Genomic DNA, 23,390 nt, shown 5'->3' with positions numbered 1-23,390 from the left:
CGCAGCCGGCTGCTCTGAACGCGTGGAGAAAGTCCGAGCCACCCGCCTCGGCGTCATGCGGGGGAGAAGCCGGACGACAGCCGGTACGGGACGCCTGGAGACCGTTGTCGTCCGTTCCCCTGGGCACGGAGGGGGCACGGGTGGTGCCAACGCACCGGACGCACGGCCGTTGCGTACTCCGGGTGGGCCGGTGGGCCACAGGGGGATGATGCGGACCTGGCTGCCGCAGAGCTTGGTCATGTCGTCGCTCTCGGAGATCAGCAGGGCGACCGGTTTCGGCTGGCGCAGTGCGACCTCGGCCACCGTGGCGTCGACGGCGTACCCGTGCCCGTGCAGTCCGGCGCCTTTGAGGAGTTCCGCTGCTGCTTCGGCTGCCTGTCCGGTGACCGGCTCCACCTTGATGCGGGACGGGCGCTCTCAGGTCGGAAAGCTCATCCGTCTCTGATAGGGGCCTTGCACGTTTGCGGAGCGTCCCCACGGTCATGTCCTTACTGGGGGCGCGCGGCGTCATGTCCGAACGGCAGGGCCCGGACGGGCGGACCGCGCCGGCAGCGAACGCACAGCATCGGGGGGCACCGTGGTGGGGGACAGGGACAGGGACAGGGACAGGGACAAGGACAAGGACAGGAACAGGGACAGCCGGGACGCGAGTGCCGGCGCGGCGACGCCAGCCGTGGAGGGTGCGGGCCCGGCGCCGACGGGAGCCGGCGCCGGCCCGGCGGGTGCGCGTGGCCCGGCCGCCCGGGCGACGGCGTCCGCGCCGGTCGGCCTCCCGCACCACCTCGGTGTCGGCATCGGCTGGCGACCCGAGATCGCCGACGTCATCGACGCCCTGCCGGGCATCGACTGGGTCGAGGCCGTGGCCGAGAACCTCTGCGCCGAGCGCGACCACCTGCCGGACCCGCTGCGCCGCCTGCGCGCCCGGGGCGTCACGGTCGTCCCGCACGGGGTGGGACTCGGTCTCGGCGGCGCCGAGCGACCCGACCCCGGCCGCCTCGCCGCCCTCGCGGACCGTGCCGAGGCCCTCGGCGCGCCGCTCGTCACCGAGCACATCGCCTTCGTCCGCGCGGGCGGCGGCCGCACCGCCTGTGTGCCGCTGGAGGCCGGTCACCTGCTGCCGGTGCCGCGCACCAGGGACGCCCTGCGCGTCCTGTGCGAGAACGTGCGCATCGCGCAGGACTCCCTGCCCGTACCGCTCGCGGTGGAGAACATCGCCGCGCTGATCAACTGGCCCGACGAGGAGATGACCGAGGGCCAGTTCCTCGCCGAACTGGTGGCGCGCACCGGTGTCCGGCTGCTCATCGACGTCGCCAACCTCCACACCAACCACGTCAACCGCGGTGAGGACCCGGCGCGGGCCCTGGACGAACTGCCCGTCGAGGCCATCGCGTACGTCCACGTCGCGGGTGGCGTCGAGCGCGACGGCGTCTGGCACGACACCCACGCGCACCCGGTGACCCGGCCCGTCCTCGACGTCCTCGCCGAACTGCGCTCGCGCGTCGCGCCGCCCGGGGTGCTGCTGGAGCGTGACGACGACTTCCCCTCCGGCGGCGAACTCGCCGCGGAGCTGGAGGTGGTCAGGGCCGCGACCGGCGCCACCGGGCGGGACGGGGCCGCGCTGCCCCGTCCCGACGCGGTGCGGCCCGCGGGCGGGGCGGCACGGGAGCGGCTCGCCCTCGCCCAGAGCGGCCTGCTGTCCGCTCTGGTGGCGGGGGCCCCGGTGCCGGAGGGGTTCGACGCGGCCCGGCTCGCCGTGCAGAGCCGGGCGCTCGCGGCGAAGCGGGCCTCCGTCGTGGCGCGTACGGCCCCCGAACTGCCGGCGCTGCTGGGCGAGTCGTACCACCCGCTCTTCCTCGCGTACGCCGCGCGGCGCCCCCTGCGCGACGGTTATCGCAGGGATGCCCTCGACTTCGCCGAGCACCTTCTCGCCGCCCGGGCACCGGGAGAGGCGAGGGTCCGCCGCGCGCTGTCGGTGTGGTGGCAGGAACGGGCCGGCGCGCGCCCGCCGCGGCGGGCGACCCGGCTCGTGCGGGCGGCCCGCGCCGCACTGACCGCCCGCTAGGCAGCCGCGGAGACCGCCACCGGGGAAGCCGCCGGGCAGCCGGCCGCGCCCGGCGCTCTTCCGTGCACACCTCGCGCCCGGCCGCATCCCGGGCGGGGCCCGTCGGGTGGCAGGGCCGCGCATCGGAGTCATCACGCACGACACCGGGGGCACGTCCTTGGGAACGCCCGCTACGCCTGTTCATGATCGCTTCCCAAAAGCCCGAAGGGAACGCGATGAGAGCAGTAGCGAAGTACGGCGTGCTGAGCGCGCTCGGCTCCCTGGCCCTCTCGGCCGTCGTGGTGGCGCCGGCCGCCGGCGCGGACGCGGCCGCTCCGCTCGCGGCGGCGAGCGGGACGCACCGTCAGACCGGCGCCGCGAAGCCGCCGTACGAGCATGTCGACGCGTCCACGGCGGACGCCGCGACCTCGGCCACCGCCCTCGCGAGCGCGCCCGAGACCCGCGGCGTGGTGCTGGCGGCGCACCGGGCGGCCGTAGCGGGCATCGCGTTCGGGACGTGCCCGAAGGAGGAGATGCTGCCGAAGCCCGTCACCTGCGGCACCGTCAGCGTCCCGGTCGACTACGCGCGCCCCGACGGCGCCGCGATCACGCTCACCGTCAGCCGGGTGCGGGCGGCCGGCCGGCCGGCGCAGCGGCAGGGCGCGTTCGTCTACAACCCGGGCGGTCCCGGTGCCTCCAGCATGTCGTTCCCGATGGCGGGGGACCTGCCGGAGTGGAAGAAGATCGCGGCGGCGTACGACCTCGTCGGCTACGCGCCCCGTGGCGTGGCGCGGTCAGCGCCGCTGTCGTGCGAGAGCCCGAAGGAGTTCGTCAAGGGGCCCACCGAGGCCCCCGAGCATCCGACGGAGGCGTACAAGCAGCAGCGGATCGCCCGGGCGAAGGCGTACGCGCGGGGATGCGCCGAGAAGGCGGGCGACGCGCTGGGTCACTACACCTCGCTGGACAACGCGCGCGACCTCGACGTGCTGCGCGCCGCGCTCGGCGAGAAGAAGCTGACCTTCATGGGTGCCTCGTACGGCACGTACTTCGGCGCGGTGTACGCGACGCTGTTCCCCTCGCACGTGCGGCGCATGGTCTTCGACTCGGCCGTGGACCCCGACCCGACGCAGATCTGGTACGGCGACAACATGGAGCAGTCGGCGGCCTTCGAACGCCGCTGGGCCGACTTCCGCACCTGGGTCGCGCGGCACGACAAGGTCTACCACCTCGGGACCACGGCCGTCGGGGTGCAGCGGAGCTACGAGCTGGTCAGGGCGCGGGTCGCACGCGAGCCCGCGGGCGGCAAGGTCGGCCCCGGCGAGCTCCAGGCGGCGATGCTGTCGGCCGGCTACTACGACGACTACTGGGCCATGCGGGCGGCGGCCCTGTCCGCCTACCTCAAGGGCGACCCGAAGCCGCTCACCGACCAGGCGGCCCCGCTGACGCAGCCGCTCGCCGCGCGCGACGCGGAGAACGCGAACGCCGTCTACACGGCCGTGGAGTGCAACGACGCGCCGTGGCCGACCCGTTGGCAGGACTGGGACCGCGACAACACGGAACTCGCGCGCACCGCGCCGTTCGAGACCTGGGCCAACGCCTTCATGAACCTGCCGTGCGCGTACTGGGCCGCCCCGCACCGGCAGCCGGTCGACGTGCGCACGGCGCCCGGCCAGCTCCCGCCGACGCTGATCCTGGCCGCGGAGCGGGACGCCGCCACGCCCTACGCGGGGGCGCTCGAACTGCGGCGCAGGCTCTCCGGCGCGGTGCTGGTCACGGAGCGGGACGCGGGCACGCACGGCATCGCGGGCGGCCCCAACGCCTGCGTCAACGCGTATGTCAACGACTACCTGCTGACCGGCGCGACCCCGGGCGGGCAGGCGAGCTGCGCGCCGCACGCGGCGCCGAACCCGTTGTCACTGCCCCGGGCGAGGGCGCTGCCGTCGGTGAAGTGACCCGTCGGTGAAGTGAGGGGCCCCCTACGACGCGAGCGGGGCGGGGCGGGGCCGACCCGGCCCCGCCCCGCTCGTCCGTCGGCCCACCGGTGCGGGCGGGCCGCCCGGCGGTCGGACGTTCGCTACGCCAGGCCCGCGACCAGGTCCCCGACCGACTTGCGGCGGCCGGTGAAGAACGGGACCTCAAGGCGCACATGGCGCCGCGTCTCCGAACCGCGCAGGTGCCGCATCAGGTCCACGATCCGGTGCAGCTCGTCCGCCTCGAACGCGAGGATCCACTCGTAGTCGCCGAGCGAGAACGACGACACCGTGTTGGCCCGCACGTCCGGGTAGTCGCGGGCCATCTTGCCGTGCTCCGCGAGCAGGCTCCGGCGCTCGCCGTCCTCCAGCAGGTACCACTCGTACGACCGCACGAAGGGGTACACGCTGACGTAGTCGCGCGCGGTCTCGTCCGCCAGGAACGCCGGGATGTGCGACTTGTTGAACTCGGCCGGCCGGTGCAGCGCCATGTTCGACCAGACGGGCTTCAGCGCACGGCCCAGGCGGGTGCGGCGGAAGCGGTTGTAGGCGTCCTGGAGCTCGTCCGACGTCTCGGCGTGCCACCAGATCATCACGTCGGCCTCGGCGCGCAGCCCGGAGACGTCGTACGTGCCCCGCACCGTGACGTCCTTCGCGGCCAACTGGTCGAACAGGTCCTGGACCTCGTCCGCGTAGCCCGACCTGTCCTCGGGCAGCACGTCGCGCAGCTGGAAGACGGACCACAGGGTGTAGCGGACGACGTCGTTGAGGTCCCGTGCCTTCTTGCCCGCGTTGGGGGTCTTCTCCGGAGAGGGTGAAGCAGTCATGCGGACATTCTCGCTCGCCCGGCGGACCGGCCCCGCCCCAGGGGTCACCCTCGCGCCGGGCACCCGCCGCCGGCCCGCCCCGTTCCCGGCCTCACGCGCCCCGGGGCCCCCTTGGGGATCCGCCGTCGGTGATCTCGTCGGCCGCGCGCGTCGCACTCGCGATCGTCGCCGGCACCCCCACGCCGTCGTAGGCGGCCCCGCAGAGCCGCAGCCCCGGCAGCCCCGCGACCTCCTCGCGGATCCTGGCCACCCGCGCGAGGTGGCCCACCGGGTACTGCGGCAGCCCGCCGATCCAGCGCGTGACCCGGGTCGCCACCGGCCCCGCGGCGAGGCCGACCGCCGCGCCCAGATCGCGCAGCGAGGCATCGACGAGTTCGCTGTCCTCGCGATGGAGCTGTTCCTCCTCGCCGCACCGGCCGACCGACGTCCGCAGCAGGAACAGGTCCGGTGCCTCGTGCTCGACCCACCCCCACTTGCGCGTGGAGAAGGTGGCCGCCTTGATCGTGCGGCCGTCCACGGGCGGTACGAGGAAGCCGCTGCTGTTCTCGGGCAGCGACGTGACGTCCGCGCGCCGGAACGCCATCGTGATCAGCGCCATCGACGCGTACTCGATCTCCGAGAGCTCGGCCGACGCCTTCGGCGAGACGTCGGAGAGCAGTGCCGAGGCGGACCAGGCGGGCGTCGCGAGCACCACCGCGTCGGCGGTCAGCACCTCCTGGTCGGTGCGCACGTGCCAGCCGTCCGCCGCGCGGGAGAGGCCGAGGACGGGTGCCTTGGTGCGGACGTCGCCGCCCGCCGCGCGTACGGCGTCCGCGACGGCGCCCGGCAGCCGTCCGATCCCGCCCTCGATCCCGGCGAAGACCGGTCCGCCGGACGGCAGCGACACGCCCGGGGGCGCCTCGGGTGCCGCGCCGCGGGCCGTGGCGCTCTGCAGCGAGGCGACGGCGTCCAGCAGCGAACCGTGGCGCTTGGCCGCCGCGTACAGCTGCGGCACCGCCGCGCGCATCGAGATGCGGTACGCGTCCCCCGCGTACACCCCGCCGAGCAGCGGCTCGACGAGCCGGTCCACGACCTCCCGGCCGAGCCGGTCCGCGACGTACGTGCCGACCGCGACGTCCTCGCCGACCTCGCCCGGCGGCAGCGACCGCTCCTCGGCGATCCTGGCGAGCCCCTCCGGGGACAGCAGGTCCGCCAGCGCGGCCGGATCGCCCGGCACGCCCATCACATGGCCCTTCGGCATCGGGCGCAGCGCGCCGCGCGTCCACACCGCGGACGTCGTCGCGTGCGGCGCCCGGATCAGGCCGCCGAGCCCGACCGCGCGGGCCAGTTCCACCCCCTCGGGGCGGCGGGCGAGCATCGACTCGGCGCCCAGGTCGACGGGCGCGCCCTCGATCTCGCCGCTGTGCAGTTTGCCGCCGAGCCGGTCGGTGCCCTCCAGGACGGTGACCGAGGCCCCCCGGGCCAGCAGCCGGTGCGCGGCGGCGAGGCCCGCGATGCCGCCCCCGACGACCACGACACGCCCGGGGGAGGCGGCCGGAAGGTACCCGCTGTGCGTGTGCTGCGCGCTCGACTCCATGGCCCACACTCTCTCAAACCGGCCGGGCCGCGCGTTCGCCGCGTAGCGTTCCGATCAGCCGGATCAGGGGTCGAACGCAGGTCGAAGGGTGTGCGATGGCGGCGGAGCGCATGGTGGTGGTCGGGGGCGACGCGGCGGGTATGACGGCCGCCTCGCAGGCCCGCCGGCTCAAGGGCCGGCACGAGTTGGAGATCGTCGCCTTCGAACGGGGCCACTTCGCCTCCTACTCGGCCTGCGGCATCCCGTACTGGGTCGGAGGTGACGTCTCCGACCGCGACGACCTGATCGCGCGCACGCCGCGTGAGCACGCGGAACGCGACATCGACCTCAGGATGCGCACCGAGGTGCGCGAACTCGACGTCCCGGGGCAGCGGGTGCTCGCCCGCGACCTGGAGACCGGCCGGGAGACGTGGACCGGCTACGACAAGCTCGTGCTCGCGACGGGCGCGAGCCCGCTGCGCCCGCCGCTGCCCGGCATCGACGCGCCCGGCGTGCACGGCGTGCAGAGCCTCGACGACGGCCAGGCCCTCATCGACACGCTGGCCGGTTCGAAGGGACGGCACGCGGTCGTCATCGGCGCGGGCTACATCGGCGTCGAGATGGCGGAGGCGCTGCTGCGCCACGGCTTCGAGGTCACCGTCCTGCACCGCGACGAGCAGCCCATGTCGACGCTCGACCCCGACATGGGCCGCCTGGTCAACGAGGCGATGACCGGCATGGGCATCACGGTGCTCGGCGGAGCGGCCGTCACGGAGATCAGGACGGGCGAGGACGGCCGGGTGCGCGCGGTCGCGACGAGGGACAGCGAGTACCCGGCGGACGTGGTGGTGCTCGGCATCGGCGTCCGCCCCCGCACGGAACTGGCCGAGGCGGCCGGGCTGCCGCTCGGCGAGTCGGGCGGGCTGCTCACGGACCTGTCGATGCGGGTGCGCGGCCACGAGGACATCTGGGCCGGCGGCGACTGTGTGGAGGTCCTCGACCTGGTCTCCGGCCGCACGCGGCACATCGCGCTGGGCACGCACGCGAACAAGCACGGCCAGGTCATCGGCGCGAACACGGGCGGAGGCTACGCCACGTTCCCCGGCGTGGTGGGCACGGCGGTGAGCAAGGTGTGCGACGTGGAGATCGCGCGTACGGGCCTGCGCGAGAAGGAGGCCCGCGCGGTGGGTCTGCGGTTCGTGACGGTGACGGCCGAGTCCACCAGCCGCGCCGGCTACTACCCGGGGGCGCAGACGATGACGGTGAAGATGACCGCGGAACGCGGCACGGGCCGGCTCCTGGGCGTGCAGATCGTGGGCGGGGAGGGGGCGGGCAAGCGCGTGGACGTGGCGGCGGTGGCGCTGACCGCCGGCATGACGGTGGAGCGGATGACGGTACTCGACCTCGGCTACGCGCCGCCGTTCTCGCCGGTCTGGGACCCGGTGCTGGTGGCGGCCCGCAAGGCCGTCAGGAAGGTGCGCGAGGCGAACTGACCCGCGCGCCCCTGTCCCACGCTCATGACCCGTGCGTCCCTGTCTCGCGCTCCTCGCCCGGAGCCCGTGCCGCGCGCCCGTACGGCAGGGGTGGGACGGGCGCGGTCGCGGGGCGGATCCGGGCGCGTCCGGAGCGGTTTCCTGGCGGGTCGAAAGTGTGGGCGAGCGGAACTCCCGTCCTGTTGGGGGGTTTTCGGCCCCGCCCGGACCGGCTCGGCGCCCGGGCCCGGCCGGGGCCCGCGTCCGGCCCTTCGATCGGCCGCCGTGAACGAACAGTTGGTGTACACCCCCTTGACGCCCTCTTTGGTCTAGTCCAACTATGGTCTGCGCGTCGCCGGTTGGCCCCACCCTCCGGCCGGCTCGCTCCTTCGGCCTCCCCACAGCCATCGAAAGGGCATCACCATGCGCAGACTCCGCCGTGCCACCATCGGCCTCGCCGCCGCCGCGCTCGCCGCCTCCGCCGCCGTCGCCGCGGGTGGAACCGCCTCCGCCGCGCCCGCCGCGGGCTCGACCACCTTCGCCCCGTACACCGACATGTCGAACGGTCAGGAAGGGCTGCTGGACACCGCGATCACCCAGCACGGGGTGAAGTCCTTCACCGCGGCCTTCGTCATCGGGTCCGGCTGCAACGCCATCTGGGGGGACACGCTGCCCGTCGGCGGCGACTCCTTCACCGACCCGCTCATCAAGAAGGCGCAGTCCGAGGGCGCGTCCGTCATCGTCTCCAACGGCGGCGCCGCGGGCTACCCGCTCGGCTGGACCTGCACCGACCAGAACGCCATCAAGGCCGCGTACCAGAAGATCATCGACTCGTACGGGGTGAAGTCCCTCGACTTCGACATCGAGGGTGGCGCGGTCGCGGACCAGACCTCCGCGGTCCGCAACTGGACGGTGATGAAGCAGCTCAAGGCCTCGAACCCGGGCCTGACCGTCTCGGCGACCCTGCCGGTGCTGCCCAGCGGGCTCACCCAGGACGGCGTGAACATCCTCAGCTCCGCCAAGACGGCGGGCCTGAAGCTCGATGTCGTCAACGCCATGACGATGGACTACTACCAGGGCAACCAGGACATGGGCCAGGCCGCCATCAAGGCGGGCCAGGCGACGCTGGCGCAGATGAAGTCCGTGGACGCCGGCTACTCCTACGCCAACCTCGGCATCACGCCCATGATCGGCACCAACGACGACGGTTCGACGTTCACTCTCGCGAACGCCACCACGGTCAAGAACTGGGCCGTCAGCAACGGCGTGGGCCGCCTGTCCATGTGGTCCGCGAACCGGGACCAGGCCTGTGCGGGCGGCAACGGCGGCGGCGCCTCGTCGACGTGCAGCGGCGTCTCGCAGAACCAGCTGGCCTTCACCGACGCGTTGAAGTAACCGGCAGCCCGCCCCCCCACGGCCGCACCGCCGGCACCTGTCAGGGGGCCGACGGGTTCCCGGCCGCGGTGGCCTCGCCGCCGCGGCCGGGAACGCCCTTCTCAGTCCTTCTCAGTCCTTATCGGTCCGTCGCCGCCCGGTTCAGCCGTGTCAGCCGTCACAGCCCGGTTCGACCGTCGCGACCTTCGCGACCGTGCCGGCCTGTCCCGTCCGGCTCAGTGGGCCGTCCGCTCGTGGACGAACTCGACGAGGCGGGTCAGGGCGTCGGGGTCGGTCGTCGGCATGACGCCGTGGCCGAGGTTGAAGACGTGCCCCTCCAGGCCGGCGGCCGCGTCGAGCACCTCCTGCGCCTTGGTCTCGACCGCTTGGCGCGGCGCGAACAGGACGGTCGGGTCCAGGTTCCCCTGGAGCGCCTTCCCGGGGCCCACCCGCCGCGCCGCCTCGTCCAGGGGCACCCGCCAGTCGACCCCCACCACGTCCGCGCCCGCCTCGCCCATCAGGCCGAGGAGTTCGCCCGTGCCGACGCCGAAGTGGATGCGCGGCACGCCGTACGGTGCGGCCTGCGCGAAGACCTTCGCCGAGGCCGGCATCACGTAGCGCCGGTAGTCCTCGGGCGCCAGCGCGCCCGCCCACGAGTCGAAGAGCTGGACGGCGCTCGCGCCCGCCTCGATCTGCACGGTCAGGAACGCTCCCGTGATCGCCGCGAGCCGGTCCACCAGGTCCGCCCACAGGTCCGGGTCGCCGTACATCATGGCCTTGGTCCGCTCGTACGTCCGCGAAGGACCGCCCTCGATCAGGTAGCTGGCGAGGGTGAAGGGTGCTCCCGTGAAGCCGATGAGCGGGGTGGCGCCGAGTTCGTCCGTGAGCAGGCCGACCGCCTCGGTGACGTAGGGAACGTCGTCCGGGGTGAGCGGGCGCAGCCGGTCGAGGTCGGCCCGCGTGCGCACCGGGTCGGCGATGACGGGGCCGACACCCGGCTTGATGTCGAGGTCGATGCCGATCGCCTTGAGCGGCACCACGATGTCGCTGAAGTAGATCGCCGCGTCCACGCCGTGCCGGCGTACCGGCTGCAGCGTGATCTCCTTGATGAGCTCGGGCCGCATGCACGACTCCAGCATCGGGATGCCCTCGCGCACCTTCAGGTACTCGGGCAGCGAACGCCCCGCCTGTCGCATGAACCACACCGGGGTGTGCGGCACATCTTCACGCCTGCACGCGCGCAAAAAGGCTGAATCGGACAGTGCGGTCTTCGTCGTCTGCCGGCCCGAGGGGCTGTGCTCTGTACTCACGCCCAGAATCTTCGCATGTACGGCCAAGCGGGGGGCCCGGCAAGGGTGTCCCTCCCTGCGCGCGAGCCGTGTTCGGCCTACTCTTCCCCGCATGGCCGCGGCTCAGGGACACATCTCCGATCATTCGAACGACGCAGGTGACACGGAAGGTTCGGCAGGCGCAGCGCTACCGCCACCGTTCCGGATCGCGGTCGAGGCGCTGCGTGCCGCCCGGGTGCGCCCGGAGATCGAGATCGAGCCCACGCGGGCGCCACAGCGGCTCGCGCCGCACGCGTACGCGCTGGAGGCCACCGTCGTCGACGGCGAGGACGACCTGGCCGACGGCCGACTGGTCCTGCTGCACGACCCGGCCGGGCACGAGGCCTGGCACGGGACCTTCCGTCTGGTCACGCTCGTACGGGCGGAGCTCGAACCCGAGATGGCGGTGGATCCGCTGCTGCCCGACGTGTCGTGGTCCTGGCTGACGGGTGCGCTGGAGGCGCGCGGTCTCGCGTACGGGGAGCCCAGCGGCACCGTCACGCGGGCCGGGTCGCACTACTTCGGCGGGCTCGCGGAGCGCCGCCCCAGCAGCCAGATCGAGATCAGGGCGTCGTGGACGCCCCGCGAGGGGCACGGCGGCGCGCCGGACTCGGCGGCGCACCTGGCGGCCTGGTGCGACCTGCTCTGCCAGATCGCCGGCCTGCCCCCTGTCGTTCCGGGTTTCGGCTCCGCGGCGGCGGGCGCCGAGAGCGGATCCGGCGGGGGAGTGGTGTCCCTTCCGCAGCGGCGGGGCCCGCAGGCGCCGTGAGCACCGGGTACGCCGTCCCGTAGGTGTCCGGCTCCCGGTCCCCGCGCCCGGGTGCGGCGTCAAGGGCGCGTGCCTCCGGGGCCGGGGGCGACGGCCCCCTTCCCGGCGCCCGGCGCCGCCCGTGGGGGCCCTCCTACCAGGGGTTCAGGTGCGGGACAGTCGATTGCCTGTCCGAATTGCACCAATTGTTACTCACTAGATCGTGATCTTTCTCTAAAGGCGGATGCGATAGCTGCCGAAGAGGTCAGTGACCCTGTCACGCACGGTTCGCCCCGGCTCACTCCCCCCGGCCGGCCCGTCCCGCACCTTCCCCCCAGGAGGTTTGGTGTCCGTTCTCCTTGAGCAGCCCGCAAGCCTGAACGCCTATCGCCCCAACAAGCCGACGGCGATGGTGGTCGTGGCCGACCCGCGCGTCCGCTCCACCGTCACCCGCCACCTCTGGGCCCTCGGAGTGCGCGATGTCATCGAGGCCTCCTCCATCGCGGAGGCGCGCCCCCGTGTCGCAAGCCCGCGCGACATCTGCGTGGCCGACGTCCACCTGCCCGACGGCTCCGGCCTGACGCTGCTGTCCGAGACGCGCGCGGCGGGCTGGCCCAACGGGCTCGCCCTCTCCGCCGCCGACGACATCGGCGCCGTGCGCAACGCCCTCGCGGGCGGCGTCAAGGGCTACGTCGTCACCGGCACGCGGACGAACATCGGCCACCCCAGCCGTCCCGGTGCCGCCCCGATCGGCGCGGGCGCCCGGATGCACCGCCGCCCGCCCGGCGCCCCCGGCGCCCCGGGGCACCCCGGTGGCTACCGGGAGCTGTCCGGCCGCGAGGTCGAGGTCCTCAGACTGGTCGCGGAGGGCCAGTCCAACAAGGCCATCGGTGTCTCCATGGGACTGTCGGCGCTCACCGTCAAGAGCCACCTCGCCCGGATCGCGCGCAAGCTCGGCACGGGCGACCGCGCGGGGATGGTCGCGGTCGCACTGCGTACCGGCATCATCCACTGATCACGGGGCCGCGGGCCCCGCGGGACGCGCACCGCCCGTCGACGGAACGTTCCGTCGGCGGGCGCCTTCCGTTCACGGATACCCTTGACAGGTGACCGACGCCCAAGAGACCGCAGCAGACCCGGAACTGCGCACCACGGGGGACCCGCGGCGAGAACCGTGGGTGTCGCAGCCCCCGGACGATGTCGGCCCGGCGCCGATTCCCCTGCTGGAGCCGCGGGAGGGCATTCCCCCCGTCATCGCCACGGAGGAGGCGCTCGCCGACGTGGTGGCCGCCTTCGCCGCGGGGCGCGGCCCCGTCGCCGTCGACGCCGAGCGCGCTTCGGGTTACCGCTACGGGCAGCGCGCCTACCTCGTGCAGCTGCGGCGCGAAGGCGCCGGCACGGCACTGATCGACCCGGTCGGCTGCCCGGACCTCTCCGGCCTCGGCAAGGCGATCGGTGACGCCGAGTGGATCCTGCACGCCGCCACGCAGGATCTGCCCTGCCTGCGCGAAATAGGCATGCGCCCCAGCCGCCTGTTCGACACCGAGCTCGCGGGGCGGCTCGCCGGCTATCCGCGCGTCGGACTCGGCGCCATGGTGGAGACGGTCCTCGGCTACGGGCTGGAGAAGGGCCACTCCGCCGTGGACTGGTCGACCCGCCCGCTGCCCGAGCCGTGGCTGCGGTACGCGGCGCTCGACGTCGAACTGCTCGTGGACCTGCGCGACGAGCTGGAGAAGGAGCTGGAGAGGCAGGGCAAGCTCGACTGGGCGCTCCAGGAGTTCCACGCCATCGCCGCCGCGCCGCCCGCACCGCCGCGCAAGGACCCGTGGCGCCGCACGTCGGGCATGCACAAGGTCCGCAGACGGCGCCAGATGGCCATCGTGCGCGAGCTGTGGACCACGCGCGACGAGGTGGCGCAGCGGCGGGACGTCTCGCCCGGCAAGGTGCTCAGTGACGCCGCGATCGTCGAGGCCGCCCTGGCGCTGCCCGCGAACGTGCACGCGCTCGGGGCGCTGCCCGGTTTCGGGCACCGCACGGGCCGGCGCCAGCTGGAGACCTGGCAGGCCGCCGTCGACCGGGCGCGGGCACTGGCCGAGCGCGAGCTGCCGCAGCCCGGCCAGGCCGTGCAGGGCCCCCCGCCGCCGCGTTCCTGGGCTGACAAGGACCCGCAGGCGGCGGCGCGCCTGTCGGCCGCGCGCGCGGCCGTCACGACGCTGGCGGACGAACTGCACCTGCCGCAGGAGAACCTGATCACGCCGGACACGGTGCGCCGGGTCTGCTGGGAGCCCCCGGAGCCGGTCACGCAGGACGCCGTGGCGGACGCCCTGCGCGGGCACGGCGCCAGGCCCTGGCAGGTGGAGCTGGTGACTCCGCTGCTCGTGGGGGCGTTGTCGGCGACGTGACGCGACGCGCGGCGGGCGCCGGCGCGCGGCGGTGACGCTCGCGCGGGCCTCCCGCGTCCGCACTCGTGGCGGCCGTGGGAGCGCCGCGCGGGGGATCTGCCGGTCGGTGCCGGGTGTGAGGTTGAACGCTCGCCATGATGGGGGTGGGCAAGGTTAATTACTCACGAGTAGCATGAACGGCGGCGCGTTCCGGCGCGCGCCGCAGCTGTGCCACCCCGCACCCTGGAGGAGAGCCATCGTGCCTCGTACCGTCAGGGACGTCGTCTTCGTCGACGGCGTCCGCACCCCGTTCGGCAAGGCGGGTCCCAAGGGCATCTACCACGAGACCCGCGCGGACGATCTGGTCGTCAAGGCGATCCGGGAGCTGCTGCGGCGCAACCCGGATCTGGACCCCGCCCGCATCGACGAGGTGGCGATCGCCGCGACCACGCAGATCGGCGACCAGGGCCTCACCATCGGCCGCACCGCGGGCATCCTCGCGGGCCTGCCGACCTCCGTCCCCGGCTACGCGATCGACCGCATGTGCGCGGGAGCGCTGACCGCAGTCACCACGACAGCGGGCTCCATCGCCTTCGGCGCGTACGACGTCGTCGTCGCGGGCGGTGTCGAGCACATGGGCCGCCACCCGATGGGCGAGGGCGTCGACCCGAACCCCCGCTTCGTGTCGGAGAAGCTCGTCGACGAGTCGGCCCTGTTCATGGGCATGACCGCGGAGAACCTGCACGACCGCTTCCCGCACCTGACGAAACTGCGCGCCGACGAGTACGCCGTGCGTTCCCAGGAGCGCGCCGCCAAGGCGTACGCGAACGGCAAGATCCAGCAGGATCTGGTGCCCGTCTCGGTCCGCCGCACCTCGCCCGAGGCGGGTGAGACCGGCTGGGGCCTCGCCACGGCCGACGAGCCGATGCGCCCGGGCACCACGCTGGAGATGCTCGCAGGCCTCAAGACGCCGTTCCGCCCGCACGGCCGGGTCACCGCGGGCAACGCGGCCGGCCTCAACGACGGCGCCACCGCGTCCCTGATCGCCGCCGAGGACTTCGCGCGCGAGCAGGGCCTGCCGGTGCGGATGCGCCTCGTCTCGTACGCCTTCGCGGGCGTCGAGCCCGAGGTCATGGGCTACGGGCCGATCCCGGCGACCGAGAAGGCCCTCGCCAAGGCGGGCCTCACGATCTCCGACATCGGGCTCTTCGAGATCAACGAGGCCTTCGCGGTGCAGGTGCTCGCGCTCCTCGACCACTACGGCATCGCCGACGACGACGAGCGCGTCAACCAGTACGGCGGCGCCATCGCGTTCGGCCACCCGCTGGCGTCCTCCGGCGTCCGCCTGATGACACAGCTGGCCCGGCAGTTCGAGGAGCACCCGCACGTGCGCTACGGCCTGACGACGATGTGCGTCGGCTTCGGCATGGGCGCGACGGTCATCTGGGAGAACCCGCACTTCGACGGAGGCCGCAAGTGAGCAACATCGCCGAACTGCTGAAGGGCGCGGCCGAGGTCTTCCCGGACGAGGTCGTCACCCAGGCGCACGTGCGCCACCTCGATCTGCCGGCCGACGCCGGGCGCTTCGCGCTGATCACGCTGGACAACGGCTTCGACCACACGAAGCCGACCAGCTTCGGGCCGCAGTCGCTCGCCCGTATCGACGCGGCGATCGACCAGGTCGAGAAGGAAGCGGCCGAAGGCACCATCGTCGGTGTCGGCATCACCGGCAAGCCGTTCGTCTTCGCCGTCGGCGCCGACCTCAAGGGCGTCGGACTGCTCGGCAGCCGCGAGGAGGCCCTGGCCGTCGGCAAGGCCGGGCACGATGTCTTCGGGCGCCTCGGGCACCTCGCCGTACCGACGTTCGCGTACTACAACGGCGCGGCCATGGGCGGCGGCGTCGAGATCGGCCTGCACTGCCAGTACCGCACGGTCTCCTCGTCCATCGCGGCGTTCTCCCTGCCCGAGGTCTTCCTCGGCCTGGTGCCCGGCTGGGGCGGCTGCGCCCTGCTGCCGAACCTGATCGGCGCGGGCCCCGCGGTCAACGTCATCATCGAGAACGCGCTCAACCAGAACCGGCAGCTCAAGGGCGACCAGGTCTTCGAACTCGGCATCGCCGACGCGATCTTCGAGGCCGCGGACTTCCTGGAGCAGTCCCTCACCTGGACCGCCGCCGTCCTCAAGGGCGAACTGAACGTCCAGCGGATCGCGATCGACCGCGGCGAGGACTGGGACCAGGCTGTCGAGTGGGGCCGGGCCGTCGCCGACTCCAAGGTGCACGGCGCGGCGCCCGCCGCCTACCGCGCCCTCGACATCATCGCGCGGGCCAAGGACGGCGACCTGGCCGCCGGGTTCGCGGCCGAGACCGAGGCGCTCGCCGACCTGGTGATGGGCGGCGAACTGCGGTCCGGGATTTACGCGTTCAACCTCGTGCAGGGCCGGGCCAAGCGGCCCGTCGGCGCGCCGGACAAGAACCTCGCGCGACCGGTCAACAAGGTCGGCGTGGTGGGTGCGGGCCTGATGGCCTCGCAGCTGGCGCTGCTGTTCGTGCGCCGCCTCCAGGTGCCGGTCGTCCTCACCGACATCGACCAGGGCCGCATCGACAAGGGCGTCGGGTACGTGCACGCCGAGATCGACAAGCTGCTCGGCAAGGGCCGGATCGACCAGGACACGGCGAACCGGTTCAAGGGCCTGGTCACCGGTGTGCTGGACAAGGCCGAGGGCTTCTCGGACGCGGACTTCGTCATCGAGGCCGTGTTCGAGGAGATGGGCGTCAAGCAGCAGGTGTTCGCCGAGGTCGAGGCGGTCGTACCGGCGACCGCGATCCTCGCCACGAACACCTCCTCGCTGTCGGTCGGTGAGATGGCGTCGAAGCTCGCCCACCCGGAGCGGGTCGTCGGCTTCCACTTCTTCAACCCGGTCGCGGTGCTGCCGCTGCTGGAGGTCGTACGCGGCGAGGGCACGGACGACGCGTCGCTGGCGACGGCGTTCGCGGTGGCGAAGAAGCTGCGCAAGACGGCGGTGCTCGTCAAGGACGCCCCGGCGTTCGTCGTCAACCGCGTGCTGACCCGCTTCATGGGCGAGATCCAGAACGTCATCGACGAGGGCACCCCGGTCGACGTCGCCGAGCGCGCCGTCGAGCCGCTGGGCCTGCCGATGTCACCGCTGGTGCTGCTGGAACTGGTGGGTCCCGCGATCGGCCTGCACGTCTCGGAGACGCTGCACGGCGCGTTCCCCGAGCGGTTCACGGTCTCGGAGAACCTCCGCGCCGTCGTGAGCGCCGGCAAGCGCGGCTTCTACACGTACGACTCGGGGAAGCCGGAGCTGGACCCGGAGATCCTCGCCCTGATGAAGCAGGGCGGCACCGTCCTGACCGAAGACCAGGTACGGGCCCGTGTCCTGGACGCGGTCGCGCAGGAGATCGGGCTGATGCTCGACGAGGGCGTGGTCGCGGAGGCGCAGGACATCGACCTGTGCCTGATCACCGGTGCGGGCTGGCCCTTCCACCTGGGCGGCATCACGCCGTACCTGGACCGCGAGGGCGTCTCCGAACGCGCCAACGGCCGCCGCTTCCTGGCGCCGGGCGTGGCGAGCGTCCCCGCGTAACGGTCAAGGAGGCCGGGCCCCGCACTCCTGGGTGCGGGGCCGGCCCCGTGGCATGAGCGGTCCCCGTACGGCGTGCGCAGTTCGGCGGTGCACACTTCGCGGTGCCCGGGCGGGCCGGTGGGCACCGGAGCGACTCCGCGGACGTGCGCCGGTCGCGCCCTACCGCCGCAGCGCCGGATGGTCGGCGATCACCGTGGCGCTGCCCGGGGCGATCTCCGTGAAGCCCGCGTCCTGCACCAGCGGCAGTCCGCTCGCCAGCAGGGCCCGCCACGCCTGTGGCGTCGCGACCCGGGCCGCCAGGGTGAAGTCCGCGGCGCGCCACGCCTCCCGGTCGGCCTCGGGCAGCGCCCACCAGGCCAGTTGGGCGCCGTGGCCCGCCTGGGCGCAGGCCTTGCCCGCCGACATGCTCAGGTGCGGGTTGAGCCACAGCACGGGAACGGACGGCGCGGGCGGCGGCCCGCCCGCGTCGGCTTCGAGTTCCGTGCCGGAGACCTGCAGCTTGGCCAGGTCCTTGGGCCAGCCGTCGAGCGGGATCGGCGGGAAGACGCGGACCTCGGCCGGGTCGTCGGGCCGGGTGCCCGTCACCGTGATCCCCGCCAGTTCCCCGGCCTTGCGCCACTCCGCGCCGCGTGCCCTGCGGACCACTTTGCGGATGCGGGCGTCCTGCCAGTCACGCATGGCCGCCGCCCATTCGCCCTCGCCGAGCGAGCGCTCGTCGGACAGGATGGTGAGGACCGCGCGCGCCGCCGTCTCCAGCGCGTCCGTGCGCGACGGCGGGGTCGCCCGCTCCAGGCGCAGCACCAGGGGCAGGACGAACTGGGGGGCCTCGTCCCGCGGATCGTCGTCCCCGGGGGCGCCGGGATCGCGGGGGTCGGTGTTCGGGTCAGTGGTCACCCGTGAATTCTCTCAGGTGGCTTTCTTGGCGGAATTTGTGGCTCCGGGTGACGATGCCTCCCATGAAAAGCGATCTCTTCGCCACCGAGCACCTCGCCCAGCAGCCCACGACCCCCGGCATGACGCTCCAGAACGCCAAATCGGTCAAGTACGTCGTCAACGGTGAGATGCACGCCCGGCAGGGGGCCATGATCGCCTACCGCGGGAACCTCCAGTTCGAGCGGAAGGGCCAGGGCGTCGGCGGCATGCTCAAGCGCGCCATCACCGGCGAGGGCCTGCCGCTCATGGCAGTCCGGGGCCAGGGAGAGGCCTGGTTCGCCCACGAGGCCGCCAACTGCTTCATCGTCGAGATCGAGCAGGGCGACGCGCTGACCATAAACGGGCGCAACGTCCTGTGCTTCGATCCGACGCTCAGCTACGAGATCAAGATGGTCAAGGGCGCGGGCATGACCGGCGGAGGCCTCTTCAACAGTCTCTTCACGGGCTCCGGGAAGCTCGCCGTGATCTGCGAGGGCAACCCGATCGTCATCCCCGTCTCCGCCCAGCAGCCCGTGTACGTGGACACCGACGCCGTCGTCGGCTGGAGCGCGCAGCTGAACACGTCCCTGCACCGCTCGCAGTCCGTCGGCTCCATGATCCGTGGCGGCTCCGGCGAGGCCGTGCAGCTGATGCTCCAGGGCGAGGGGTTCGTCATCGTCCGGCCCAGCGAGGCCACGCCCGCGCCGAGCGGTTCCCACTGAGTCCGTGCCGCGCTCCACGCCCGTGATCGGGCTCAGCGCCGTCGGGCGCCGCTACGGACCGCGCGGGCGCTGGGTGCTGCGCGGGGTCGAACTCGCTCTGGACGCGGGCACCGTCGTACGCGTCCAGGGCGTCAACGGCAGCGGGAAGTCCACGCTGCTGCGGCTGCTCGCGGGCATCGACGCGCCGTCCACGGGCCGGGTCACCGGCCGGCCGCGCACCGCCTACGTGCCCGAACGGTTCGCGGTGGCCCTCCCGTTCACGGCGGCCGGGTACCTCACGCATCTCGGCCGCGTGCACGGCCTCCCGGGACCCGTCGCGACGGCGCGGGCCGCCGAGTGGCTGGAGAGGTTCGGTGCCGCGTCCCAGGCCCGTACGCCGCTGGCGGAGCTGTCCAAGGGCACCAGCCAGAAGGTCGCCGTCGCCCAGGCGCTGGCCGCCGGGCCCGAACTGCTCGTCCTGGACGAGGCATGGACGGGGCTCGACACGGCGGCCCGCGCGGAACTGGACCGGGCCGTCGCAGAGCGCGCCGCCGCGGGCGGCGCCGTCGTCTTCGTCGACCACGACCCGGCGCGGCTCGCGGGTGTCCCCGACGCCGTGTACCGCGTCGTCGGGGACACCGTGGCGCCCGTCGTCGAGGCGGGCGCCGGCGGCGCGGCGGACGCCTCCGCGCCGCGGGTGAGCGTCCTCGTGACGTCCGCACCCGGCGCCGAACCGCCCGGCGGGCTGCCGGGACACCCCGTACGCGAGCACCTGCCCGACGGCACGTTCCGGCTCACCGTCCCGGCCGCGCACTCCGACGCGCTGCTGCGGGCGCTGCTGACGGCGCGGCCGCCCTGGCACGTCCACGCCCTGCACGAGGCCGAGAGGCGACCCGTCGCATGACCGCGCTGCTGCGCTACCAACTCGCCCTGCTGCTGCGCTCGCAGCGCTGGCTCGCGCCCCTGCTGACGTACCTGGCGGTCCTCGGCGCGGGAGTCGGCAGCGGGAGGCCCGTGCTCGACTCGCTGGGCCTGGCCGCCGCCGCGCTGGTGCCGGTCACGGCCTGGTTCGTACGGGTCTGCGTCACCCAGGAACCCGCCGCGGCCCGCGCCGTGACCGCCGCCGCGCGGGGCACCGCCGCCACGCACACCGCGTCGCTGCTGGCGGCCCTCGTGGTCTCGGCGGCCCTCGGGCTCCCGGCCACGGCCCTGATCGTGGCGATCAGCGCGCCGAGGAACGCGGACCTCACCGTCCATGTCTCGCGGACGGCCGCGGCTCCGGCCGGGCTGGTGGCGGCGGCCACCTGCGTCCTCGTCGGCCTCGCGGTGGGCGCCCTGGGCAACCGTCCCGTGCTGTCCGCCCGGGGCTGGTCCCTCGCGCTGACGCTGCTGTTCGCCGTGCTCGCCCTGGTCGTCACCGGCTCGCCCGCCAAGTACGCGGTCACCGATCTGGTCACCGGTTCGCTCAGCGGGACGGTGCGCGTACCGCTGGCCGCGCTGACCGCCGCCGTGGCCGTGGGCGCCGCGGCGGTCGCACTCGCCCGCCGGGTCGCCGTCCGCCGCTCCTGAACCGGGACCGGGACCGGTCGTACGCTGGAGCCATGACCGAGCGAATCGCGGAGCGGGAACGGGCCGGGGCGACGGGCGCGAGCAGGTCCGACGCGGCCGCATCAGACGTCGCGTACGCGGACTGCGTGCTGTGCGGCGAGCCCACGGAGTACCCGCAGACGACGAAGGGGGCCACACTGTGCCCCGTCTGCGAGTGGCAGGAGGGGCAGCGCCTCGCCTGCTCGGGCTGACCGGGCTCCGCGGCGCTCCGGTCCGGCCGGAGCGCGTCACGGTCCGGCGGGCCACGGCGCTGCCCGCCCGCCGGTCAGCCCATCGAGCGCAGCTTCTCCCGGGCCCTGGCCACATCGAAGTCGGCCGGCGGATAGTGCGGGTCCATCGCTTCCAGGTGCTCGCGCAGGATCGTGCTGATCGCCCAGTTCCGGTACCACTTGCGATCGGCGGGGACCAGGTACCAGGGGGACGCCTCGGTGCCGCAGCGGGTCAGGGCCGTCTCGTAGGCGCGGTGGAAGTCCGGCCACAGGGCCCGGTCGGCGAGGTCCCCCTCGCTGAACTTCCAGTGCTTGTCGGGGTTGTCGAGACGGGCGAGCAGCCGTTCGCGCTGCTCCTCGTAGCTGATGTGCAGGAAGACCTTCACCACGCTCACGCCCCGGTCGGCCAGTGACCGCTCGAAGCGGTTGATCTGGCCGTAACGGCGGCGGATGTCGCGGTGCGGCACGAGCCCGCGCACCCGCGCCACCACCACGTCCTCGTAATGCGAGCGGTTGAAGATGCCGATCTCGCCGGACTGCGGGAGGGCGCGCTTGACGCGCCACAGGAACGGGTGGGACAGCTCCTCGTGGGTGGGCTCCTTGAAGGCCCTGATCCGGCAGCCCGCCGGGTTGAACAGGCCGATCACGTGCTTGATCGTGCCGTCCTTGCCGCTGGTGTCCATGCCCTGGAGCACGAGCAGCAGCCGCCGGGTGTCACCCGCGGTGCTCGCCGCGTACAGCCGCTCCTGGAGCCCGCCCAGCGGCTCCGCCAGCGCCGCCATGTCCTTCTTGCCCGCGGCCTTGCCCTTCGGGCCGCCCGGGGTGGCGCGGGCGTCGTACGCGGAGAGGTCGACGGCCTCGCCCGGCGCAAGACGCAGCAGGTCGCTCAGCGACGGCTCGCGCCGCGCCGGGCCCTTGCCGGCCCCCTCGCCCTTGCCGGCCGGCTGCTTCTTCGCCATGGCGCACCCTTCCGTCCCGTGTCTCCTTGAGGATGCGACGAAAAGACCCGGGGCGCGAGCCGCGCACCGGGTCTCCCGTGGCCGCGGGGGATCAGGCGAGCGACGCGCTCAGCGTGATCGTGGTGCCGGAGAGGGCCTGGCTCACCGGGCAGTTCGCCTTGGCGTCCTCGGCGGCCTTCACGAAGTCGGCCTCGTCCAGGCCCGGGACCTCGCCCTGCACACTGAGGTGGATGCCGGTGATGCCGGTGCCGGGCTGGAAGGTGACGTCGGCCTGAGTGGTGAGCTTGGTGGGCGGCGTGCCCGCCTTGTCGAGGCCGTTCGAGAGCGCCATCGAGAAGCAGCTGGAGTGGGCGGCGGCGATCAGTTCCTCGGGGCTGGTCTTGCCGTTGGCCTCCTCCGCGCGGGAGGCCCAGGTGACCGGCTGCTGGGCGATGCCGGAGGAGTCGAACGTGATGGAGCCGGCACCCTTGAGGAGGTTGCCCTCCCAGACGGTGTGTGCCTGGCGCGTGGTGGCCATGGTGGAACCCTTTCTCTGGTGGCGTACGGCTCCGGTCGGTTCCGTACGGTTCGAAGAACTACCCGGTCCCCGAACCTACTCGGTGATCAGTTTCTCCGCTTCCCTCGCCAGGGCCGTGAGGCGGGAGATCGCCCGGAAGTACTTCTTGCGGTAGCCGCCGCCCAGCATCTCCTCGCCGAACAGCTGGTCGAAGGGGACGCCCGACGCGACGACCGGTATCTCGCGGTCGTACAGCCGGTCGGCGAGCACCACGAGCCGCAGGGCCTTGGACTGGTCGGGCACCGGGCCCACATCGGTCAGGCAGACCGCGCTCAGTCCCTCCGTCAGCGCCCCGTACCGGCTCGGGTGGACGGTGGCGAGATGGCCGAGCAGGTCGGGGAAGGTGTCCAGGCTCGCCCCGGCCGTCCGCCGCGCCAGCGAGGTGACCTTCTCGGGCGGGTAGGGTGCCGGTGCCGCGGGCAGCCCGCGGTGGCGGTAGTCCTCGCCGTCGATGCGGACCGGCCGGAAGCGCGCGGACAGGCCCTGGATCTCCCGCAGGAAGTCCGCTGAGGCGAAGCGGCCCTCTCCGAGCTTGCCCGGCAGCGTGTTGGAGGTCGCGGCCAGCGCCACACCCGCCTCGACCAGCCGGGCGAGCAGGGTGGACACGAGGACGGTGTCCCCGGGGTCGTCGAGCTCGAACTCGTCGATGCACAGCAGCCGGTGCCCGCTCAGCGTCCGGACGGTCTCCTGGAAGCCCAGCGCGCCGACCAGGTTCGTCAGCTCCACGAAAGTGCCGAACGCCTTGCGGTCCGGTTCTGCGGGCGTCGCGTGCCACAGCGACGCCAGCAGGTGGGTCTTGCCGACGCCGTAGCCGCCGTCCAGGTAGACGCCGCGCGGCCCGGCCGGCGCCACCGGCTTACGGGCGAACCAGCGCCGCCCGCTCCCGGCCGCGCCCGCCCCCGTGCCTCCGTCGAGGCCCGCGGCGAAGCCCCGCAGCACCTCGACCGCCTCGGCCTGGCTGGGCCGGCCGGGGTCGGGGACGTACGTGTCGAAGCGTACGGAGTCGAAGCGCGGCGGCGGCACCATCTCGGCGACGAGCCGGTCGGCCGGTACGTGCGGGGAGCGGGCGCACAGCGAGAGGGGGGCAGCCGCGGTGCCGGAGGCTCCGGCGGCGGCGAAGGAGGAGGTCACATTGCTCAACTC

At 73.5% G+C, this 23,390-nt stretch carries 20 protein-coding genes and 1 pseudogene; 13 read left to right on the top strand and 8 right to left on the bottom strand.

What is annotated here, in order from left to right; all coding sequences use genetic code 11:
- Window positions 1-198: 198 nt before the first annotated feature.
- Window positions 199-408 (bottom strand): annotated as a pseudogene (locus OG310_RS07115) (DNA-binding protein); the annotation flags it as partial.
- Window positions 409-793: 385 nt separating this feature from the next.
- Here OG310_RS07115 and OG310_RS07110 point away from each other — a divergent pair.
- Both OG310_RS07110 and OG310_RS07105 read left to right on the top strand, forming a co-directional pair.
- Window positions 794-2,062: a DUF692 domain-containing protein gene (locus OG310_RS07110; protein ID WP_329460059.1), complete on the top strand. Its 1,269-nt coding sequence runs from the start codon at window positions 794-796 to the stop codon at window positions 2,060-2,062.
- A 215-nt stretch (window positions 2,063-2,277) separates the two neighbouring features.
- Window positions 2,278-3,993 (top strand): alpha/beta hydrolase, encoded by a 1,716-nt coding sequence (locus tag OG310_RS07105; protein ID WP_329455025.1) that lies wholly within the window; start codon window positions 2,278-2,280, stop codon window positions 3,991-3,993.
- Between the two features lie 122 nt (window positions 3,994-4,115).
- Here OG310_RS07105 and hemQ read toward each other — a convergent pair whose 3' ends face one another.
- Both hemQ and hemG read right to left on the bottom strand, forming a co-directional pair.
- On the bottom strand, window positions 4,116-4,838 hold the full coding sequence (hemQ, locus tag OG310_RS07100) for a hydrogen peroxide-dependent heme synthase (RefSeq protein ID WP_329455024.1): 723 nt from the start codon (window positions 4,836-4,838) through the stop codon (window positions 4,116-4,118).
- Window positions 4,839-4,929: 91 nt separating this feature from the next.
- Window positions 4,930-6,414: a protoporphyrinogen oxidase gene (gene hemG / locus OG310_RS07095; RefSeq protein WP_329455023.1), complete on the bottom strand. Its 1,485-nt coding sequence runs from the start codon at window positions 6,412-6,414 to the stop codon at window positions 4,930-4,932.
- 95 nt (window positions 6,415-6,509) lie between these two features.
- Between hemG and OG310_RS07090 the strand changes: the two genes are divergently transcribed.
- Together OG310_RS07090 and OG310_RS07085 are read left to right on the top strand one after the other, a co-directional pair.
- Window positions 6,510-7,886 carry an FAD-dependent oxidoreductase gene (locus OG310_RS07090; RefSeq protein ID WP_329455022.1) on the top strand — a complete coding sequence of 459 codons (1,377 nt, stop codon included), beginning with the start codon at window positions 6,510-6,512 and terminating at the stop codon, window positions 7,884-7,886.
- A gap of 402 nt (window positions 7,887-8,288) precedes the next feature.
- Window positions 8,289-9,260, top strand: coding sequence for a chitinase (locus OG310_RS07085; protein WP_329455021.1), 972 nt, complete (start codon window positions 8,289-8,291; stop codon window positions 9,258-9,260).
- A 215-nt stretch (window positions 9,261-9,475) separates the two neighbouring features.
- Here the strand turns inward: OG310_RS07085 and hemE are convergent, their stop codons facing one another.
- A complete protein-coding gene (gene hemE / locus OG310_RS07080; protein WP_329455020.1) occupies window positions 9,476-10,549 on the bottom strand; it encodes a uroporphyrinogen decarboxylase in 1,074 nt (357 codons plus the stop codon).
- A 91-nt stretch (window positions 10,550-10,640) separates the two neighbouring features.
- Here hemE and OG310_RS07075 point away from each other — a divergent pair, with 91 nt between their 5' ends.
- From OG310_RS07075 to OG310_RS07055, 5 genes are all read left to right on the top strand, one after another.
- Entirely contained in the window at window positions 10,641-11,336 is a 696-nt protein-coding gene (locus OG310_RS07075) for a DUF3000 domain-containing protein (protein WP_329455019.1), read from the top strand.
- Between the two features lie 325 nt (window positions 11,337-11,661).
- Window positions 11,662-12,330 (top strand): response regulator transcription factor, encoded by a 669-nt coding sequence (locus tag OG310_RS07070; protein ID WP_225017358.1) that lies wholly within the window; start codon window positions 11,662-11,664, stop codon window positions 12,328-12,330.
- Between the two features lie 91 nt (window positions 12,331-12,421).
- Window positions 12,422-13,717, top strand: coding sequence for a ribonuclease D (locus OG310_RS07065; RefSeq protein ID WP_329455018.1), 1,296 nt, complete (start codon window positions 12,422-12,424; stop codon window positions 13,715-13,717).
- A gap of 238 nt (window positions 13,718-13,955) precedes the next feature.
- Entirely contained in the window at window positions 13,956-15,176 is a 1,221-nt protein-coding gene (locus tag OG310_RS07060; protein WP_329455017.1) for a thiolase family protein, read from the top strand.
- Window positions 15,173-17,302 (top strand): 3-hydroxyacyl-CoA dehydrogenase NAD-binding domain-containing protein, encoded by a 2,130-nt coding sequence (locus OG310_RS07055; RefSeq protein ID WP_329455016.1) that lies wholly within the window; start codon window positions 15,173-15,175, stop codon window positions 17,300-17,302. Before OG310_RS07060 ends, OG310_RS07055 begins: the two co-directional genes overlap by 4 nt.
- Before the next feature lie 159 nt (window positions 17,303-17,461).
- Here the strand turns inward: OG310_RS07055 and OG310_RS07050 are convergent, their stop codons facing one another.
- Window positions 17,462-18,196, bottom strand: coding sequence for a peptidyl-tRNA hydrolase (locus tag OG310_RS07050; protein WP_329455015.1), 735 nt, complete (start codon window positions 18,194-18,196; stop codon window positions 17,462-17,464).
- 62 nt (window positions 18,197-18,258) lie between these two features.
- On the opposite strand from OG310_RS07050, the gene OG310_RS07045 reads away from it, so the two are divergent.
- Genes OG310_RS07045 through OG310_RS07030 form a run of 4 tightly spaced genes read left to right on the top strand, consistent with a single transcriptional unit; the run spans window position 18,259 to window position 20,714 of the window.
- Entirely contained in the window at window positions 18,259-18,936 is a 678-nt protein-coding gene (locus tag OG310_RS07045; protein WP_329455014.1) for an AIM24 family protein, read from the top strand.
- A gap of 25 nt (window positions 18,937-18,961) precedes the next feature.
- Window positions 18,962-19,819 (top strand): ABC transporter ATP-binding protein, encoded by an 858-nt coding sequence (locus OG310_RS07040; RefSeq protein WP_329460058.1) that lies wholly within the window; start codon window positions 18,962-18,964, stop codon window positions 19,817-19,819.
- A complete protein-coding gene (locus OG310_RS07035; RefSeq protein ID WP_329455013.1) occupies window positions 19,816-20,484 on the top strand; it encodes an ABC transporter in 669 nt (222 codons plus the stop codon). Before OG310_RS07040 ends, OG310_RS07035 begins: the two co-directional genes overlap by 4 nt.
- A 32-nt stretch (window positions 20,485-20,516) precedes the next feature.
- On the top strand, window positions 20,517-20,714 hold the full coding sequence (locus tag OG310_RS07030) for a hypothetical protein (protein ID WP_329455012.1): 198 nt from the start codon (window positions 20,517-20,519) through the stop codon (window positions 20,712-20,714).
- Window positions 20,715-20,788: 74 nt separating this feature from the next.
- Here the strand turns inward: OG310_RS07030 and OG310_RS07025 are convergent, their stop codons facing one another.
- The 3 genes from OG310_RS07025 to zapE form a co-directional block, all read right to left on the bottom strand.
- Window positions 20,789-21,691, bottom strand: a complete 903-nt coding sequence (locus tag OG310_RS07025; protein ID WP_329455011.1) for a PPK2 family polyphosphate kinase — start codon at window positions 21,689-21,691, stop codon at window positions 20,789-20,791.
- Between the two features lie 91 nt (window positions 21,692-21,782).
- Window positions 21,783-22,208 carry an OsmC family protein gene (locus tag OG310_RS07020; protein ID WP_329455010.1) on the bottom strand — a complete coding sequence of 142 codons (426 nt, stop codon included), beginning with the start codon at window positions 22,206-22,208 and terminating at the stop codon, window positions 21,783-21,785.
- A gap of 75 nt (window positions 22,209-22,283) precedes the next feature.
- Window positions 22,284-23,378 (bottom strand): cell division protein ZapE, encoded by a 1,095-nt coding sequence (gene zapE, locus OG310_RS07015; RefSeq protein ID WP_329460057.1) that lies wholly within the window; start codon window positions 23,376-23,378, stop codon window positions 22,284-22,286.
- Between the last annotated feature and the right edge of the window lie 12 nt (window positions 23,379-23,390).

Source organism: Streptomyces sp. NBC_01497, from assembly GCF_036250695.1.
Taxonomy (GTDB): domain Bacteria; phylum Actinomycetota; class Actinomycetes; order Streptomycetales; family Streptomycetaceae; genus Streptomyces.
Note: the sequence above shows the minus strand (reverse complement) of the source record. Positions and strands in the feature narration are given on the sequence as shown.